The organism is Cupriavidus sp. FW305-27 (assembly GCF_058787995.1).
Window position 1 is genome coordinate 14375 of sequence record NZ_JBYTAG010000007.1, and the last position, 18420, is coordinate 32794.

Sequence of the window (18420 nt, forward strand, 5' to 3'; positions counted from 1 at the left end):
CCCGCTATGACTGAAGACATCCTCGTCAACATCACGCCCCAAGAGACCCGCGTCGCCATCGTGCAGCAGGCCGCCGTGCAGGAACTGCATGTCGAACGCACGCTCACGCGCGGGCTGGTCGGCAATATCTACCTGGGCAAGGTGGTGCGCGTGCTGCCCGGCATGCAATCGGCCTTTATCGACATCGGCCTGGAGCGGGCCGCCTTCCTGCACGTGGCCGACATCTGGCATCCGCGCGACGCTGACCGCAACAATTCCACCCCGCAGCTGGCCATCGAGAAGACCCTGTTCGAAGGCCAGGCGCTGATGGTGCAGGTGATCAAGGACCCGATCGGCACCAAGGGCGCGCGGCTGTCCACCCAGGTGAGCATCGCCGGGCGCACCCTGGTGTACCTGCCGCAGGACCCGCATATCGGCATCTCGCAGCGCATCGAGGGCGAAGTGGACCGCGAGGCGCTGCGCAGCCGCGTGCAGGGCCTGGTGCCCGACGACGAGCGCGGCGGCTTTATCGTGCGCACCATCGCCGAGGAAGCGACCGACGAAGAACTCGGCAACGATATCGCCTACCTGCGCAAGATCTGGGGCGCGATCCGCCAGAACGCCACCACCCTGCCCGCACCCAACCTGCTTTACCAGGACCTGAACCTGGCCCAGCGCGTGCTGCGCGACTTTATCAACGACGCCACCGGCGTGATCCAGATCGACTCGCGCGAGAACTACCAGATGCTGCTGGAGTTCGCCAAGGAATACACCCCGGCGGTGCTGCCGCGGCTGTCGCACTACACCGGCGAGCGCCCGATCTTCGACCTGTTCAATATCGACGCCGAGATCGAGAAGGCGCTGTCGCGCCGGGTGGACCTGAAGTCGGGCGGCTACCTGATGATCGACCAGACCGAGGCGATGACGACCATCGACGTCAACACCGGCGGCTACGTGGGCGCGCGCAACTTCGACGACACCATCTTCAAGACCAACCTGGAGGCGGCCCACACCATCGCGCGGCAGTTGCGCCTGCGCAACCTCGGCGGCATCATCATCATCGACTTCATCGATATGGAGAACGCCGAGCACCGCGACGCGGTGCTGTCCGAGCTGAAGCGAGCGCTCGCACGCGACCGCACCCGCATCACGGTCAACAGCTTCTCGCAACTGGGCCTGGTCGAGATGACGCGCAAGCGCACGCGCGAGTCGCTGGCGCATGTGCTGTGCGAGCAATGCCCGGTCTGCCACGGCAAGGGCCAGGTCAAGACGCCGCGTACGGCCTGCTACGACATCCTGCGCGAGATCATGCGCGAATCGCGCCAGTTCAACCCGCGCGAATTCCGCATCCTGGCCTCGCAGGAAGTGATCGACCTGTTCCTGGAAGAAGAAAGCCAGCATCTGGCGATGCTTGGCGACTTCATCGGCAAGCCGATTTCGCTGCAGGTGGAATCGACGTTCCACCAGGAACAGTACGACATCATCCTAATGTGACTCTCTAGCGGTCTCGGAACGTCTCACCCATCACCCAATAAAGCCTTGTAATTCAAGGCTTTAGTCTTTTTTGGTATCCTAGCGTCTCACACAATCCCGTCTAGAATGGGTAGCTACATGGGTAGCTAGGTGGGTAGCTACAGACAGGAGTAATGAGCCTCCGATGCCAAGAAAAATTCACATTCTCAGCGATGTCCAGTTGCGCAAGTGGATGCGCGCCGGGGCGCCGCTGGCGAAGGCGGACGGCGACGGCCTAACGTTCACGCTCTCGCCAAATGGCCTGGCGGCGTGGGTGCTGCGCTTCCGCCATGCTGGCCGGCGCCATGAGTTGACCCTGGGGCGCTACCCTGAGCTGAGCCTCACTGCGGCCCGTAAAGAGGCCGCCAAGCGCCGCCTGGAGGTACAGCAGGGGGTGAACCCCGCCACCGAGCGGCGGAAGGTCAAGGCGCGCCGGGATTGGACCGTGCGCGAGCTGGCAAAGGACTACCGTGACCTGGTGCTGCCCGGCCTGGCCGAAAACACCCGCCGCGGCTACGAGCGCAACCTAAAGCGCGTCGAGGCCGGCATGGGCACGCTGCTGGTGCGCGACGTGGAAGCGGCTGACGTGGTGGCAATGATCGAGCGGCACAAGCTGGGATGGGTCGAGGCCAATACCCTGCTGATCGTCCAGAAGGCCATATTCCGCCACGCTGCTGGCAAGAAGATCATCAACGTCAATCCCTGCCTGGGCGTCGAGCTATCCGCGCTGCTGGGGCCGCGCCCCGAGGTGCGCAAGCGGCTGATGCTCAGCGAGGTCGAGCTGCAAATTGTGCTCAATGCCGAGATGAGCAAAGAGAACCTGCTTGCGGTGCGCGTCCTGGCCGCGACCGGCGTGCGCATCTCCGAGCTTTACACGGCCTGCTGGCACGATGTGGACCTGACCGGCGCCAACTGGCGCATCCCCAAGAGCAAGACCGGCCCCGAGATGGACATTCCGCTGGCGCCCGTGGTGGTGGACTGGTTCCGCGAGCTGTACGTGCTGGCGAATGGCTCTGCGTACGTGCTGCCGGCGCGCGCCGAGCGCCGCGTGAAGGCGGGCGGCGGCGACAATCACATCAGCAAGGATTGCATCCGGGAGGCAATCGATTTCTGGCTGGAGACGCACACTCCCGAAGTGCGCCGCTTCACGCCGCACGACCTGCGCAGCACCATGAAGTCGCACATGCGTGCCCTGGGCGTGCCGCGCGACATCTCGGAAATGTGCCTGAACCACAAGCTGGCCGGCGTGGAAGGCGTCTACGATGTTCACAGCTATTACCCCGAGCGGCGCGCTGCGCTAGAGCTTTGGGCCTCGTTCCTGGTGAACTGCCAGGCCGGCAGGCGTTGGAATGTCACCCCACTACACAAGGGAGCAGCATGAGCATGGACCACACCAAATTGACCGAAGAACTTCTCCCTTGGGCCGAGGCGCTCCTTGTCTACGAAATGGAGGGGGAAGTGGATGACCTCGTCGCTTTGCTCCGAAGTGACGAGTCGATGCCGGCCCCGGCCCGCTACTGGATCTCCAAGGTTTTCACCGGGGAGACGAAGCGAGGCAGCAGGCGCGGGAAGTCGAATGCCACTCTGAGTTGGGCCGCTCGTAAGCAGCTAAAGAGCGGCCTGGGAAAGGTTTATCGCAATAGCGAGATCGTGCTGTCCTTCACCGATGAGATTGCCGACGAAATTGGCATTGAGCCGATCGAGATCAAACAGAAGATGGAGAAGGTTCGCCGCGACGCCATGAGCGCATTGGTGACCCGATACGACATGTCCGAGAGCGGCATTCGGAAGATCGTGAATGTAGCCTTGTCGGCGGACCTCGGAAAGATGCTCTGCGGCGAGTACCCCGAGGATTGGGCTCCCAACGAAGACTGGCAAAAATTCACCGCACGCCATGCTGAACGCCGACAGGAGAGACTTTCCGAGGCGCTGGAGATTTACCGTGATGGTCGCGGCGCTTTTGATCCGATGTCCGCCGACGACCCCATTTCCCAATAAACACGCTTATCGGGAAATAGCGGTTTCCCGATAAGCGAGCTTACCCGGAAAAACGGTTTTTCCAATTCGACGGCAATTTGTGAATATGCGTCCACGGCGAGACTAAACAGCGTCTCGCGGCCCTTTCTAGGAGTCATCGTGGAAGCCACTCAAAGCCGTTCCCTTCGCCCCCGTCAAGCAGCGGAATTCCTCGGCATCGGCGTCAGCACGCTCTGGCGCTGGTGCTCGCAAGACCCCAACGCACCGACGCCCCTGCGCCTCTCCGCTCGCGTGACTGTGTTCCGCGAAGCCGACCTGGCCGCCTGGCGCGAGCGCCGCGCCCAAGCCTAAGGGGACGGGCCATGGACGAAAAAAAAGCCGCCCATGAAGGCGGCGATCAAGCTCACTCGAATCATAGCACCACCAAGCGCAATCGCATCCTGGGTTTGCTACGCGCCGGCATCAGCCTGAACCGCTTTGATGCGGAGCGCCACGGCGACCATGCGCTGAACAGCACCATTGCCGTGCTGCGCGCCGATGGCTACCCCATCACCGGCCAGTGGGAGACGGTGCCGACCCGCTTCGGCAAGGCCGCCCGCGTGCTGCGCTATCGCTACGCCGGAGGTGCCGCATGATGGGGGCTTGTAAGCCAGCGCGACTGTGCTATCCTCAAGGCTCAGTCGAAACAACGGCTGACGGGATTGGCGTCCCGAACAATTGGGCGGAAAACCGCCGCCAGGCGGTATTTTTTCGTCAGTGCCTTTGCGCGCCACCACTATGGGCGGGCCTTGGCAGGGGAGCCTTCGGGCTCGCCGGTGCCCAATTGCCGGTACGCCAACCTTGCCTTGCGCCCGCCCACCCCGATTGGCGTCGGGGAGCGGGAATCGAAACCGCTCAATTGGGAGGCCGCAATGCCTAATTCCCTCGCTCGCCCCGAGCAAACGCAATCCCTCGAAACATCCCGCCGTATGGCCACCATTGGCGTCTACGCGCGAGAGGCTGTGCGCCAAGCCAAGCGAGGCGCTGACGACAGCACCGCGATTTACGCCAACGGCTGCAAGCTAGGAGCCGGCCTGGCTGTCATCGCCGTTCGCCGGATCCTTGAGGAAGGCGGGCACCACTCGCTCAACTTCACATCGCACCAAATTAGCGGATGGGAATACCTCGGGCAGGAAACGAGCGATGAAGTTGCGCGCCGTGCGCTGATGGTCGGCTTCATGTCCGAGCTGGAAAAGATCATCCTAACCGCCGCAAAGGGCGGCCTGCAGTTCAGCATCCACGATGACGGCGCGATCTTTGGAAACGCGGTCCGCGATGGCAAGAGGGAAATGGCTCTCTGGCAAGCCCAACGTGTAGAGGTTGAGGAAACGGCGGAGGATGAGCAATGATCGGCCCTCACGTTCGTCACAGCGCCCTGGGCGGCTTCGTTGCAAGCCGGTACTACAACCGCCGCCGCGCGGCCCTGCGTCGCGCTGCTACCGCCTTCTGGCGCTTCCTGGGGGCATGACCATGAGCAACGTCGCGCAGCTGCGCGCAGTGATGCCGCCAGAGGTGTCGGTGGATCTGCCGACCATCGTCCCTGACCAAGAGTGGGAGCTGTCCTTTCTCGGCTACTCAACCGCGCTCATGTTCGGGCGCAGCGAGAAGCTGGTGCTGCGGTTCAAGATCCTGGAGCCTGGTGAGCACTTCGAGGAAGAGGTCTGCAAGTACTACAACGTCAAGCTGATCGGCAAGCCAGGCCGCAATGGGCGCTTCGCGCCGGCAAAGCACTCAGACTTCATCCGGGACTATATCCGCCTGTTTGGGCGGCCTGGGCGCAATGACCGCATCTCCATGAGCAATTTCGCCGGGAAGGTAGTGCTGGGCCGCACTCGCACCGTCACGAAGGACAAGCGCCAGAAGGAGCTTGGTGACGCGCACTACTCGGTCCTCGACTCCATCAACGGCTTCAAGGAATAGCGACCTTTGCCTTTGCCTTTACCTTTACCTAAACCTATACCTAGACCTATACCTACCGGGGGAACCCGGAAAGCCAAGCTGGTAAAGGGTTTGCGGGAAATGGCATGGCAGAGGAAAGGGTCCACCAGCACGGCACCCCTGTAATTGATACATGCCGGCACCTAACTATCTAGTATCTACCCCCGGCGTGGCCCTCAAAGCTGCGCCGGGTTTGGGGAACTCTCACATCGTGCCCTTCTCGCATACAATGGGCGAGAGGGATCAGGAAGCGCAGTGGTGATGCGCACCATAGGCGTAAGGATGCTTGGTAGTTCCGGACGGCCGCCATGTATGCCACAAGCAAAGTCGGAGATTCACCGCCGACCCCTCAAGGCTCGCTTCGGCGGGCCTTTTTCATGTGGGTTTTGCGAGCGACCCCGAAAAAAGGCACTGAACCTGACGACAGGCACTGAAGGACGTTCAGTGCCTCTGTGGATAACTTCGGAAAGGGCGCAAAAACTGCGCCCTTTATGCTTCGGATTGCACCCTTTGGGCCAACGGGAAAGGGTGAAAAACGGAACAGTTCCGAAAACGGCACCCTTTCCAGCGCAAGGCAAGCAGTGCCAGGGCCTTGCTCCAAGCAATGCTCCAAGCATGGTCTATGGGGGGCTGTCCCGGCGCTGTCCCCAGGGACAAGTTCCCCGCGTCCAGAGGGACAGACCTCTGAACCGACGCACGCGGTGCGCCGGCGTAGGAGATGCGCCGGCGAATCCGGTACGTGGGTATCAGGCGTTGCGCTCCGTCACCTAGCGTCACCGCCGCCTACACCGGAATCCCGATTTCGTTGCGTCCTGACAACTGTTACAAAATAATCAAATCCCCGGTTGTCTCGCTACGTTTTAACAAAAAAAACCCTCTACAAATCGGGTTTGGAGGCGCGTATATGGGTAGGTCATTCACCACGTGAGGAATGACCCCAATGAAACGACTCCACGAAATCCGCGAAGCCAAGGCGGCCAAGGTAACGGAAATGCGCGCCCTGCTCGCCAAGGTCGAGGCCGAGAAGCGCAGCCTGACCGCCGAAGAGCAAATCAAGTTCGACTCCATCAAGGGCGAGATCACCGAACTGGAGGCCGAAGAGCAGCGCGCCCAGTACATCGAGGATCTGGAGCGCCGCACGACCGGCCAGCGCGTGAACGGCGGCGGCGAGAACCTCGCGGACGTGGAGCGTCGCGTTAGCCTGGTGGAAGTGCTGCGCGCCCGTATGGACGGCCACTCCCTGACCGGCGCTGCTGCCGAATACCACGCCGAGACGGAACGCCGCACTGGCCGCAAGGCACAAGGCGTGTTCGTGCCCATGCGCGCCCTGGAGCAGCGCGTGAGCACCACCACCGGCGCACCGGAGATTGTCCCGACCGATCACCGCGCCGACCAGTACATCGAGCCGTTCCGCAATGCGCTGCTGGCCCGCCGCCTGGGTGTGCGCGTGCTGTCGGGCCTGAGCGGCAACCTGTCGATTCCGAAGCATGGCACCGGGACCACGGTGGGCTGGGTTGCGGAGAATGCCGCGCTCACGCCGTCCGATATGACCTTCGACAGCGTGAGCATGTCGCCCAAGCATGCGGGCGGCATGACTGAGATGAGCCGCCAGCTCCTGCAACAGTCCTCCCCCGACATCGAGCAACTGGTGCGCTCCGACCTGTCGGCCATGCTGGCGCAAGCCATCGACTCCGCGCTGATCCTGGGCGGCGGCAGCAACCAGCCCAAGGGCGTGCTGTCCACCACCGGCATTCAAACGGCCAACCTCGCCACGCTGAGCTGGGACAACGTGCTGGAGATGCTGGAAAAGATCGAGCTGGCGAACGCCACCGCAGCGAACTGGCTGACCTCGCCCAAGGTGAAGACCAAGCTTGCATCCACACTGAAGGCTGCCGGCATTCCGGGCTACCTGCTCGAAGGTGGCCGCATGGCAGACCTGCCGCTGTACTCGACCAACCAGACCCCGGAGAAGACCGGCACGCCGAACACCGGCCGCGTGATCCTGGGCGACTGGTCGCAAGTGATGCTGGGCATCTGGAGCGAAATCGACCTGCTGGTCAATCCGTTCGCGGAAACCGCCTACAGCAAGGGCAATGTGCTGGTGCGCGCCATGTCCACCGTGGACATTGCTGTGCGCCATCCTGAAGCCTTCGTTGTGGCCGAGGACGTGGCGCTGTAATGGAAATCGAAATCCGCTCTCACGGTGGCCTGCGGGCCGTCTCACCCGGCAAGGTGGGCGGTCACGCCGCCGTGTTCAACAGCGAATCGGTTGACCTGGGCGGATTCGTGGAAGTGATCCGCCCCGGCGCCTTTGCTGAATCGTTGCGCCGGGGTTTGAATATCCGGGCGCTCTACCATCACAGCGACCTGAGCCTGCTTGGCACCACCCAAGCGGGCACGCTGCGCTTGCGCGAGGACGATACCGGCCTGGCCTTCGAGGTGGACTTGCCTGACACGTCCTATGGGCGTGACGTGGGCGTGCTGGTCGAGCGCGGCGACATTGCCGGCTGCTCGTTCGGATTCCGCGTAGCTGACGGCGGAGACCGTTGGGAGGAACGCGGCGGCAAGCTGGTGCGCGAGCTGCTGAAAGTTGACCTGGTGGAAGTCACGCTGACGCATGACCCTGCGTACACGGATACGACCGTTGCCAAACGCTGCCGCGCCGGCCAGGGTGATCCGGCATTGCGCGCTGCGCGCCTGTGGCTGGAGAGCGTCAGATGAGCATGTTCCACCGCGTAATGAGCCGCTTGGGATTTGAGAGGCGAGCGAACGGTGATTCCTATTGGGAAAACTACGCCGCGCTGCGCACTGGCCCGGTCAATGTCGCATCGGCGCAAGGCGTGAGCGCCGTCTATGCGTGCGTGGCTGCCATCTCGGAAACAACCGCCAGCCTGCCGCTGATCCTGTATCAGCGCACTGGCGACGACGACCGCGACAAGGCGAAGGATCACCCGCTGTACAAGGTGCTTCACGACATCCCGAACCCGGAGCAAACCGCCCTGGAGTTCCGCGAACTGATGCAAGCCAGCGTGCTGCTGCGTGGCAACGCCTATGCCCGCATCGTGCGTGGCTGGGACGGCCAGGTGCGTGAGCTGTGGCCGCTCCATCCCGATCGCGTTAGCGTGCTGCGCGTGGGCAATGCCATCGGTTACGAGTACACCGACCGCAAAGGCGTTGTTCATCGCTACTTGCAAGACGAGGTTTTCCACCTTCGCCATCGGGCCGGAGAAGAATACCTGTTGGGCGTGTCTCCCATCGCCGCGGCAAAAGAGGTGGTCGGCCTGGCCATCTCCGAACGCGAGCACGGGACGGCGACGTTCTCCAATGGCGCACGCCTGTCGGGAATCCTGAAGTTTCCGCAGAAGCTCAAGCCGGAGCAGCGCACGGCGCTCAAAGCATCCTGGGACAGCCAATATTCGGGCGGCGCCAATAGCGGCAAGACTGCCCTGCTGGAAGAGGGCGTTGAGTATCAGACCGTGAGCATGACGCTGGAAGATGCCGAATGGATTGCGGCCCGCCAGTTCAGCGTGGAGGAAGTTTGCCGCCTGTTCCGCGTGCCGCCGACCATCGTCGGTGATCTGCGCCATGGCAACTACAGCAACAGCGTTGAGCTGGCCCGCCAGTTCGTGACCATGACCCTTCGCCGGCACCTGCTGGCGTGGGAGCAGGCAATCAGCAAGCAACTGCTGACCGAAGCCGGTCGCCGCACCTACTACGCGGAGCACAACGTAGAAGGGCTGCTGCGTGGCGATGCCTCCAACCGTGCCGCCTTCTACAAGCAGGGCATTGATAGCGGCTGGCTGCTGCGCAGTGAAGCGCGCCGCCTGGAGAACCTGCCCACCATTGATGGAATTGATGATGCCCGCCAAGCGACCCAAGCTGCAAATGCTCCAGCCCAGAATCAAGACCCTGGAACCCCGAATCAAGACCCTGGGCAGCAAGGCTAAGCGGAGCGGGCGCGATGCTGACCCACGGCGCACCCTACCCCTCAACGGCGCAGCATGGCAGCGCCTGCGCGCGTCTGTGCTGGCTGATGAGCCGCTGTGTCGGGACTGCTCTGCGCGTGGCTTGGTGGAGCCTGCTACTGACGTTGACCACCATGACGGCAACCCCGGCAACAACGACCGCGACAACTTGGTTGGGCTGTGTCACTCATGCCACAGCCGCAAGACTGCGCGTGACCACGGCGCGCGCGTGGGCATGGGCTGCGGGGCGGATGGGATGCCGCTCGACCCGGCGCATCCGTGGCACGGGAAGTGAGCGAAAAATCACCAGCAACCGAGCGCCCCAGACCGACCGTTCCCTCTCGAATAATCGCTAACCGCAAATATTCCGCATTATGAAATCCACCCCTCGGCGCAAACGCTCGGACTCTGCCGCCGCTGCTGTCGCCGCGGCCAAAGCCGCTGCCTTGGGGCCGCTGGAGCCGCCTGCGTACGTCCACCTGCCAGCCAATGCGCGCCCGTTCTGGGACGCCGTGGTAAGTGCCCGCGCCCGCGACACGTGGACGGATGTGGATCTGACCCACGCAGCGAACCTCGCCCGCTGCCAGGCTGACGTGGAGCGCCTGCAAGCGGAGATTGACGTTGAGGGTGATCTGCTGGACGGCATTCTGCTGAACCCGAAGCACAAGCTGATCGAGACGCTGAGCCGGCGCGCGGTGGCGCTGTCGCGGATGCTTCACGTACACGCCCAGGCGACGGTGGGCAGATCGGAAGACGCGTCCAAGGCGCTGGAGAATGAGCGCCAGGCCGCGCCGGACGCTGACGACCTGATTCCTACGCTGCGGATGGTGAAATGACCCGCGGCGAGAAGATCATTGCCTTCATCGAGCGGTACTGCGTGACGCCGGACGGTGCGCACGCCGGCCAGCCGCTGGTGCTGGCTGACTTCCAGAAGCGATTTATTCGGGAGGTCTACGACAACCCGGCCGGCACGCGCCGCGCCTATCTGTCGATCGCACGCAAGAACGGCAAGACCGGCCTGATTGCCGGCCTGCTGCTGGCGCACCTGGTGGGGCCGGAGGCAAAGCTGAACAGTCAGATTGTGTCCGGGGCGATGAGCCGCGACCAAGCCGCCCTGGTGTTCAACCTGGCGGCCAAGATGGTCCAGCTCTCGGCGAAGCTGTCCCGGTTGGTGCGCATCATCCCATCGGGCAAGCGGCTGCTGGGCCTGCCCATGAATACCGAATATCGGGCGCTGGCCGCTGACGGCAAAACCGCGCACGGCCTATCGCCAGTGCTCGCGATTCTGGACGAGGTAGGCCAGGTGCGCGGGCCGCGTAGTGACTTCGTGGACGCAATTCTGACCAGCCAGGGGGCGCACGCCGATCCGCTGCTGCTGGTCATCTCCACCCAAGCCGCGACCGATGCGGATCTGCTTTCCGTGTGGCTGGACGATGCCGAGACCAGCCAAGACCCGCGCATGATTTCCCATGTCTACGCGGCGCCGGCAGACTGCGACCTGATGGACGAGGCCGCATGGCGTGCCGCCAATCCAGCCTTGGGCATGTTCCGCAGCCTGGATGACCTGTCCGAGCAGATGAAGCAGGCGCAGCGGATGCCGAGCATGGAGAACACGGCGCGCAATCTGCTGCTGAACCAGCGGGTTTCGACGGACAGCCCACTCATCTCCCCTGACGTGTGGAAGGCGTGCGGGGCGTCACCAGTCCCCTTTGATGGCCCCGTGTATGGCGGCCTGGATCTCTCCGCGCGCACCGACCTTACTGCGCTGGTGCTGATTGGGCAGGTGGACGATGTGTGGCAGGTTGTTCCGTACTTCTGGACGCCCAAGCAGGGGCTACACGACCGCGCCCACCGTGATCGTGTGGCCTATGACGTGTGGGAATCACAAGGCTTCTTGCGCACCACGCCAGGCGCGACGGTGGACTATGAGCACGTGGCCGCCGACATTGCCGAGCTGGTACAGGATCTGGACCTGCGAGCGGTCGGCTACGACCGCTGGCGCATTGACCTGCTTATGAAGGAGCTGGACCGCATCGGCGTGGACTTGCCGTTGGTGCCATGGGGGCAGGGATACAAGGACATGTCTCCCGCAATCGACGCACTGGAGGCCGAGCTGCTGAACGCGCGTGTTTCCCACGGCATGAATCCGGTGCTGACCATGTGCGCAGCAAACGCCGTGGTGACGAAAGACCCGGCAGGCTCCCGCAAGCTGGACAAGGGCCGCGCTACTGGCCGGATTGACGGCATGGTCGCAGCGGCGATGGCTTTCGGCGTGGCCGCCCAGGTGGGCGACACCGGGCCAAGCGTGTACGACGACGCCGGCTTCACGTTTGTGTAGGACCCCTTGCCGCCAGGGGCCGGGAAACCGGATGGAGGCGGACGTGGATTAGTCGGTGAGTGCCACGTCATGAGAAAACCCCGACAGCCGGCGGCGCTTGTCCTTTCAAGCGCGTGGCCGGCATCCTTTTTAAGGACATGACATGCAAGCCGGAACACTGAGAGATCGAGTACGCATCGAGCGGCGGGAGGAAGGCCAGGACGAACTAGGGGGGCCTATCGAGAGCTGGGCGACGGTGTACGACGCCTGGGCCGCCATTCGGCACCTGAGTGGCCTGGAAAGCATCAAATCTGATGCGCCCACGTCCATCGTGAAGACGAGCATTCGCATCCGACGACGGGCCGGCATTGACGCCGGCATGCGGGTGCTGTCCGGCGAAACCATCTACGACATCGAGGCGGTGCTACCGAATGCCGACCGCTCTTTTGTCGACCTAGTTTGCACCACCACCGGAGCCACATCTTGATTGCCCTCGCCGAAGCCAAAGCCCATCTGCGCGTTGACCACAATGACGAGGACGCCGCCATTCAACTCATGATCGAGGCCGCGGAGGCCGCGGCGGCGGACTACTTGGGTGTTGCCGTGATTGATCCGCTGTGGGCGCCTGTCCGTGCCGCGATCCTCCTGCAAATTGGCGACCTGTACGAGAACCGGGAAGCCGGCGGGCAAGGTGGGATTAGCCAGTATTTCAAGAATCCGACCTATGAGCGCCTGCTGAATCCGTACCGCGTGATGTCGGTTTGAGCGCCGCCGCTCGCTTGGGTAGCTAGATGGGTAGCTACGGGGAGATTCCGGGCAGAAACAACCCGGAATCGCTTTACTGGCGCGGCTCCCGGAAATTCATGGTAGCAATACGACATCATCCTGATGTGAAGATGCCGGCGCAGGCATGGAAAGGCCCGCTCACTGGCGGGCCTTTCTGCATTCTGGCCGGACTAGGGCCGGATCACAACTTGCGGACTCACCACGAAGGCAGGTTCGGGCTGGTAATACACAGCCGGCGGCGGCTGGTACACGACCGGCCGGTCCTTGCACTTGCGCTCTTCCTTGTACTCGCCGTTGTCTTTCCACTTGCGCTTGATCTTGCAGTTGCCGACCCAGAACTCTTCCTTGTAGTCGCCGCCCTTGTGCCGGCGCGCGTAGCGGTGATCATCATCGTCGTCCCAGTCGTCATCGGCATGGGCGGCGGCGGAGAGGGTGCCAAGGAGCACGGGCAATACGATGAGGGCAACAAGGGCGCGGGGCTTCATTTTGGCGGCGGCGAGCGATGGTTGAGAAAGGCTAGCACGCCGCGTTCCGCATCTGTGTATCAAGCTGTTTACGAACGTAACTGCGCTGCAGCGCCTGCGCGTGTCCGCTAGCGTCCGTCTCCTTACGGACTCGGTGATGGTCCTACTCCAATTCCGTTTGCCATCCGCTATAACTAAGCCAAGGTAGTCAGCGGCATCCGCACGGATGCCGCGCCCGGCTTGCCGCCCCGATGCGGGGCGCGGCCCGGTCGGCAAGCAAGGAGTCCGGCATGAACGCCACGAACCATGGGACCTGTCTGCTGGCCCTTCTGTTGTCGGTGGCGTGCGCGCCATTGCCGATTGTCAAGCGCGCCCCCGCACCGCCGCCCGAGGCGAAGGGCGAAGCAATCGCCGCCGCGCCCAAGGAGCGCGCCACCCCGATCGCGAACAAGACCATCAACATTGCCGCCGCCTGCAAGCGCACCGAGGAAGACGGCTTCCGCGAAGACGCGCTGATGGACGTCAAGGCCAACGAGGTGCGTGCGCTCAAGTGGAAGCTATGGGTATCGCGGCGCGGCAGTTGCGAATTCAACCTGGCCGAGTTCCGCCAGGTCCGCGCGACCCCGCACATCGAACTGCAGGCCATCGACGGCAGCCAGTGCAAGCTGCTGGTGTGGCAGGATCCGCGCCGCGTGACGCTGGCCCATAACCGCTGCGAGAAGCACTGCACGCCCGGCATCTACGAGCAGGCGTGGCCGGTGCTGTTCGACCCAAAGAGCGGTGCCTGCGCCGAGGTGCGCTGAGCCGCTGCGGCATTACTTCGCTTTCGGCACCCGGCCCATCAGGTAGAACTCGTCGTTCGGGCGCATGCTGACGGTGTTGGCCATCCGGTTCGACAAGCCGAAGAACGCCGTGATCGCGGCAATATCCCAGGCATCCTCCTCGGAAAAACCGTGCTCGCGCAGCGCAGCAAAGTCGGCATCGCCCACTTCATGCGACGCCTTGCACACCTTCACCGCGAAGTCGAGCATCGCGCGCTGGCGCTGCGGAATATCCGCCTTCAGGTAGTTCACCGCCACCTGGTCCGCCACCAGTGGCTTCTTCTCATAGATGCGCAGGATCGCGCCATGCGCCACCACGCAGTACAGGCACTGGTTGGCACCGGAAGTCGCCACCACGATCATCTCGCGCTCGCCCTTGGTCAGGCCGCCCTCCTTGAGCATGAGCGCGTCGTGGTAGGCGAAGAACGCGCGGAACTCGTCGGGACGGTGCGCAAGCGCCAGGAAGACGTTGGGGACGAAGCCGGCTTTTTCCTGGACTTCCAGGATGCGGGCGCGGATGTCGTCGGGGAGGTCGGTCAGCGCGGGAACGGGGTAGCGGCTGATGGCGAATGCCGGGTCGGACATGGTGGTCTCCTGTTGGATAGGCGTCATCGATCGTGAGCTTCTGATGCAGATACTAACGGATCGGCATGGGTGTGGCGGGCGCCATGTCGCCCATGCATCGCACGGACACATGTCCCCTGCATAAGGCATACTACGCACCTTCCGAACCAGGCAGGCACACTGCCCACCATACTGTTCCTGATGAAACGTATTCTCATCGTCAAGCTGACCTCTCTCGGCGACATGGTGTTCACCCAGCCGCTGGTCGCGGACCTGCAGCGGGCCTTTCCCGGCGTCAAGATCGACTGGATCGCCGACTCATATTGCGCCGACGTGCCGCGCTGGAATCCGAATATCGAGCGTGTGATTTCCGCGCCGCTGCGCGGCTTCAAGAAATCGCGCAATTGGGCTGGCTTGCGTGCGATCTTCAGCGCGCTGCGTGAACTGCGTCGCGAGAAGTACGATGCGGTGCTGGACGTCCACGGCGTCTACAAGAGCGCCATCGTGACGTTCCTGGCACGCACGCGCAATCGCTATGGCTACCCCGTGGCAGAGTTGGGCGAGAGCGGCGCTCGCTTCGCCTACAACCATGTGTTCCAGCCATTTGTCGAAGAAGATTGCGCGCGGCAGCGGATGCGCCGCGCCGTCAGCCGCGCCCTGGGCTATGAGCTGACCAGGGACATGGACTACGGCCTGGAGATGCCAGCAGACACGCCGGCGCCGGCCGCCAAGGGTCCGTACGCGATGCTGTTCCATGCCACCTCGAGCGAGGAAAAGAAGTGGCCGGTCGCCGACTGGATCAGCGTGGGCAGCGCGATCTCGGCGCGCGGGCTGCGCGTGCTGGTGCCCTGGGGCAACGACGCGGAGCGCAAGGAAGCCGAAACCATCGCCGCCAGCGTGCCCAACGCCGAAGTGATGCCACGCCTGAGCATCACCGGTGTGGCGCAGATGGTAGGCAAGGCATCGCTGGTGGTTGGCATGGACACCGGCTTCGTGCATATCGCCGATGCGCTGCGCCGCCCGACCGTGATCCTGTTCACGACCACGTCGCGCCACCTGTACGGCGTCGATGCGCCGGGCCGCGCGGTCTCGCTGGGCGGCGGCGGCGTGGTGCCGCGGCGGGATCAGGTGCTGGCTGCCATCGATGAAGTGCTGGGCGTGCAGCCGCCCGTCACCTCGCCAAACTGAGCACGAAGGAAACGACAAAGGCCGGCGCAAGCGCCGGCCTTTGTCGTTGGCAGGTCCGTTACCCTTGCTGCGTCGCGAACTGGATCCGGTGCAGCCCGGCGTACAGGCCGTTGGCCGCAAGCAACTGCGCGTGCGTGCCCTGCTCCGCCACGCGCCCGTGGTCCAGCACCGCGATGCGGTCAGCATTCTCGATGGTGGACAACCGGTGCGCAATCACCAGCGTGGTCCGGCCCTTCATCAGTTCCTCCAGCGCCGCCTGGACCTGGCGTTCGGACTCCGAATCCAGTGCCGAAGTCGCCTCGTCCAGGATCAGGATCGGCGCGTTCTTATACAGCGCCCGGGCAATCGCCAGCCGCTGGCGCTGACCGCCGGACAACTTCATGCCGTTGTCGCCAATATTGGTGTTCAGGCCCTCCGGCAGCCCCTTGACCGTTTCCGTCAGGTAAGCGGCCGCCAGCGCGCGCTCAACGCGGGCCATGTCGATCTCGCGGTCGGATTGCGCGCCATATGCCACATTGGCGGCGACGGTGTCGTTGAACAGCACCACGTCCTGGCTGACGAAGGCAATCTGGTTGCGCAGGTCCTTCAGCGACAACTCGGTCAGCGGCGTGCCATCCAGCTGGATGCGCCCGCCAGTCGGGTCGAAGAAGCGCGGCACCAGGTTGACCAGCGTGGTCTTGCCGCTTCCCGACGGGCCCACCAGCGCCACCACTTCGCCCGGGCTGACGCGCAGGTCAATGCCCTCCAGCGCGGCGCGCGATGCTTCACCGTAGCGGAAGCCGACTTGCTCGAAGGCCAGCTCGCCACGGGCACGACCCAGCATCTTGCCACCGTCCTGCGGCTCGATCGGCTCATCGATCAGCCGGAAGATCATCTCGGCTGCGGTGATGCCGCGTGTCAGCGGCTGGTTGATGTCGGTCAGGTGCTTGAGCGGCGAGATCAGCAGCAGCATCGCCATCACAAAGCCGGTAAAACCGCCCACCGTGGTCTGGTTAGCCTGCGCCTGCACCATCGCAATGGTGATGATCACCGACAGCGCCAGCGCGGCCAGGAAGGCCGTGACCGGCTGGTTCAACCCGCCGGCAACCGCCATGCGCATCGAGTAGTTCTTGAGCCGCTCGGCCACGGTGCGGAAGCGGCCCATCTCGTAGGCCTCGCCGCCGTGCAGCTTGACCACCTTGTAGCCGCCCACGGCCTCTTCCACGACATAGGCAGCGTTGTTGGTAAAAGCCTGGTGATCGCGGTTGAGCTTGCGCAGCCGGCGGTTGATCTTCGACATCAGGTAGCCGATCACCGGCAGGATCACCGCCACGATCAGCGTCAGGCGCCAGTTGGTATAGAACAGGTAGATCAGCAGCGCGACAACCGTCAGCGAGTCCCGCACCAGCGTGATAAAGACGCTGGTCAGGATCTGCAGCACCTGGTTGACCTCGAAGATCACGGCGTTGATCAGCGAAGCCGCCGTGTTGCGGTGGAAGAACGAGGCCGGCGCCTGCAGCAGGCGCTCGAACATCTGCAGGCGCATCTTCAGCAGCACGCGGTTCGAGATCAGGTTCAGCAGGTAGCCCGAGGCAAACTGCGCCACGCCGCGGATCAGGGCCACGCCGGTCAGGATGGCGGGGACATGCCACAGCGTGCCGGCGTAGTCGCCGCCGAAGCCCTTGTCGAGCAGGTCATTGACAACCTTGGGGATCACCCCTTCGCTGCCCGCAACCACGGCCATGGCGAGGATAGCGCCGATGAAGATGCGTAACTCGGGGCGCAGGTAAGACCAGAGCCGGCTGGCCATGCTGGACGGCACGGCGGCACCTGGCGAAATGGGCGGTTTGGATGTGGTCACTGATATTTCTTGTGTGTGGAGGCGGCGTGCCGGCCCGGCGCTAGCCCGGCCGCTTCTGCCGGGCTACCCGAAGGAAGGGCCTGACGATGAGCTGGAACAGGAAGCGCTGATAGACGTAGCGGCGCAGATAATAGCCGATGCTGCGCTGAGCCTTGTCGGTGGCGTCCAGGTCGGCGCGATGCGTTTCGAGCGACGAGGTCTCGGCCAGCTCGGTCAGGCCGATGCAATATGGCACCACCGCACTGACCGACACCAGGCCCTGCTTTTCGAAGGCCGACCAGTAGTCGGCCGCGCACCACATCGGCTGCAAGCCCGCCAACAGGCGTCGCGCTGCGGCACGCGTCACCACGTAGCCGTGCGCGCGCCACCATTCGCCGTAGCGCCTGACCAGGCGTCGTTCACCGCCGAGCCTGCGGGCACCCCAGCGGGTGTACTTGTCGACATGGGACAGCAGCACTACCTCGGCCCGGTCCGGATCCAGGCGCGACTCCAGGTCGGCCAGCACGGTTGCCAGGTCGGGGCCCGGCGAAGCATCGTCCTCCAGCACCAGCGCAAAGGCGGCGCCGTCGTCGAGCATCTTGCGGTATACACCGAGGTGGCTCAACCCGCACCCGACCTCGCCCCGGCTCATTGGCCGGTAGCGCGCGGCGGCGGCCGCGGCATCGTACTTGCTGGCCACTTCCTGCTCCGCCAGCACGCGGCCATCCACGGCCCGGAACACCTGGAACGGGATGCCAAGGCCCGCCAGCTGGCCGGAAATGCGCTCCCGGCGTTCCCGCGCGGAGTCGAGATTGATGACGTAGGCGCCGATCATGCGGCCAGCACCAGTGTGTCCAGTCTTGCCCGGATTGCAGCCGGCAACAGAGAGACCAATGCTGCACGCGCAGGCAGAAGGAAGACTTCTTCCATCCCGGCGGAACGGAACAATTGTGCTCGTATCATCAATTTGAGTTTCAGGGAGCGGCCCGCTAGCCGACTCGATGGCATCAGGGTCCGCGGAGGGCGCCATGCGCCAGTGCGGTAGAATACG

At 63.8% G+C, this 18420-nt stretch carries 21 protein-coding genes; 17 read left to right on the top strand and 4 right to left on the bottom strand.

Translation table 11 applies throughout. From position 1 onward, the window contains the following. The first annotated feature begins 6 nt into the window (after positions 1–6). From rng to AC3WRI_RS04825, 15 genes are all read left to right on the top strand, one after another. Entirely contained in the window at positions 7–1473 is a 1467-nt protein-coding gene (rng, locus tag AC3WRI_RS04755; RefSeq protein WP_010812912.1) for a ribonuclease G, read from the top strand. A gap of 163 nt (positions 1474–1636) precedes the next feature. Then, positions 1637–2872 carry a tyrosine-type recombinase/integrase gene (locus AC3WRI_RS04760; RefSeq protein WP_492292660.1) on the top strand — a complete coding sequence of 412 codons (1236 nt, stop codon included), beginning with the start codon at positions 1637–1639 and terminating at the stop codon, positions 2870–2872. Between the two features lie 2 nt (positions 2873–2874). Beyond that, a complete protein-coding gene (locus AC3WRI_RS04765; RefSeq protein WP_492292661.1) occupies positions 2875–3489 on the top strand; it encodes a hypothetical protein in 615 nt (204 codons plus the stop codon). A 138-nt stretch (positions 3490–3627) separates the two neighbouring features. Next, positions 3628–3819, top strand: a complete 192-nt coding sequence (locus AC3WRI_RS04770; RefSeq protein WP_492292663.1) for a helix-turn-helix transcriptional regulator — start codon at positions 3628–3630, stop codon at positions 3817–3819. Between the two features lie 11 nt (positions 3820–3830). Further along, entirely contained in the window at positions 3831–4103 is a 273-nt protein-coding gene (locus AC3WRI_RS04775) for a helix-turn-helix domain-containing protein (protein WP_492292664.1), read from the top strand. Between the two features lie 276 nt (positions 4104–4379). Further along, positions 4380–4856: a hypothetical protein gene (locus AC3WRI_RS04780; RefSeq protein WP_492292665.1), complete on the top strand. Its 477-nt coding sequence runs from the start codon at positions 4380–4382 to the stop codon at positions 4854–4856. 115 nt (positions 4857–4971) lie between these two features. Then, entirely contained in the window at positions 4972–5427 is a 456-nt protein-coding gene (locus AC3WRI_RS04785) for a hypothetical protein (RefSeq protein WP_492292667.1), read from the top strand. 958 nt (positions 5428–6385) lie between these two features. Then, positions 6386–7624 carry a phage major capsid protein gene (locus tag AC3WRI_RS04790; protein ID WP_492292668.1) on the top strand — a complete coding sequence of 413 codons (1239 nt, stop codon included), beginning with the start codon at positions 6386–6388 and terminating at the stop codon, positions 7622–7624. Then, on the top strand, positions 7624–8166 hold the full coding sequence (locus AC3WRI_RS04795) for an HK97 family phage prohead protease (protein ID WP_492292670.1): 543 nt from the start codon (positions 7624–7626) through the stop codon (positions 8164–8166). The genes AC3WRI_RS04790 and AC3WRI_RS04795 overlap by 1 nt, the downstream gene beginning before the upstream one ends. Next, positions 8163–9392 (top strand): phage portal protein, encoded by a 1230-nt coding sequence (locus tag AC3WRI_RS04800; RefSeq protein ID WP_492292672.1) that lies wholly within the window; start codon positions 8163–8165, stop codon positions 9390–9392. Before AC3WRI_RS04795 ends, AC3WRI_RS04800 begins: the two co-directional genes overlap by 4 nt. Continuing rightward, positions 9331–9705 (top strand): HNH endonuclease, encoded by a 375-nt coding sequence (locus AC3WRI_RS04805; protein WP_492292674.1) that lies wholly within the window; start codon positions 9331–9333, stop codon positions 9703–9705. The genes AC3WRI_RS04800 and AC3WRI_RS04805 overlap by 62 nt, the downstream gene beginning before the upstream one ends. Before the next feature lie 79 nt (positions 9706–9784). Next, positions 9785–10246, top strand: a complete 462-nt coding sequence (locus tag AC3WRI_RS04810; RefSeq protein WP_492292676.1) for a TerS protein — start codon at positions 9785–9787, stop codon at positions 10244–10246. Next, entirely contained in the window at positions 10243–11748 is a 1506-nt protein-coding gene (locus AC3WRI_RS04815) for a terminase large subunit (protein WP_492292678.1), read from the top strand. The genes AC3WRI_RS04810 and AC3WRI_RS04815 overlap by 4 nt, the downstream gene beginning before the upstream one ends. A gap of 142 nt (positions 11749–11890) precedes the next feature. Continuing rightward, positions 11891–12214 (top strand): phage head closure protein, encoded by a 324-nt coding sequence (locus AC3WRI_RS04820; RefSeq protein WP_492292680.1) that lies wholly within the window; start codon positions 11891–11893, stop codon positions 12212–12214. Then, positions 12211–12492, top strand: a complete 282-nt coding sequence (locus AC3WRI_RS04825; RefSeq protein ID WP_492292681.1) for a head-tail connector protein — start codon at positions 12211–12213, stop codon at positions 12490–12492. The genes AC3WRI_RS04820 and AC3WRI_RS04825 overlap by 4 nt, the downstream gene beginning before the upstream one ends. A 191-nt stretch (positions 12493–12683) precedes the next feature. Here the strand turns inward: AC3WRI_RS04825 and AC3WRI_RS04830 are convergent, their stop codons facing one another. Beyond that, positions 12684–12998, bottom strand: a complete 315-nt coding sequence (locus AC3WRI_RS04830) for a hypothetical protein (protein WP_058696970.1) — start codon at positions 12996–12998, stop codon at positions 12684–12686. 269 nt (positions 12999–13267) lie between these two features. On the opposite strand from AC3WRI_RS04830, the gene AC3WRI_RS04835 reads away from it, so the two are divergent. After that, positions 13268–13780 (top strand): hypothetical protein, encoded by a 513-nt coding sequence (locus AC3WRI_RS04835; RefSeq protein WP_010812914.1) that lies wholly within the window; start codon positions 13268–13270, stop codon positions 13778–13780. A 12-nt stretch (positions 13781–13792) separates the two neighbouring features. Here AC3WRI_RS04835 and AC3WRI_RS04840 read toward each other — a convergent pair whose 3' ends face one another. After that, positions 13793–14383: a peroxidase-related enzyme gene (locus AC3WRI_RS04840; RefSeq protein WP_492292683.1), complete on the bottom strand. Its 591-nt coding sequence runs from the start codon at positions 14381–14383 to the stop codon at positions 13793–13795. Positions 14384–14563: 180 nt separating this feature from the next. Here AC3WRI_RS04840 and waaC point away from each other — a divergent pair, with 180 nt between their 5' ends. Further along, positions 14564–15550 (top strand): lipopolysaccharide heptosyltransferase I, encoded by a 987-nt coding sequence (waaC, locus tag AC3WRI_RS04845; RefSeq protein ID WP_010812916.1) that lies wholly within the window; start codon positions 14564–14566, stop codon positions 15548–15550. A gap of 58 nt (positions 15551–15608) precedes the next feature. Here the strand turns inward: waaC and msbA are convergent, their stop codons facing one another. Both msbA and AC3WRI_RS04855 read right to left on the bottom strand, forming a co-directional pair. Continuing rightward, positions 15609–17339, bottom strand: a complete 1731-nt coding sequence (gene msbA / locus AC3WRI_RS04850) for a lipid A export permease/ATP-binding protein MsbA (RefSeq protein ID WP_492292718.1) — start codon at positions 17337–17339, stop codon at positions 15609–15611. 91 nt (positions 17340–17430) lie between these two features. Then, a complete protein-coding gene (locus AC3WRI_RS04855; RefSeq protein ID WP_010812918.1) occupies positions 17431–18204 on the bottom strand; it encodes a glycosyltransferase family 25 protein in 774 nt (257 codons plus the stop codon). Positions 18205–18420 lie beyond the last annotated feature (216 nt).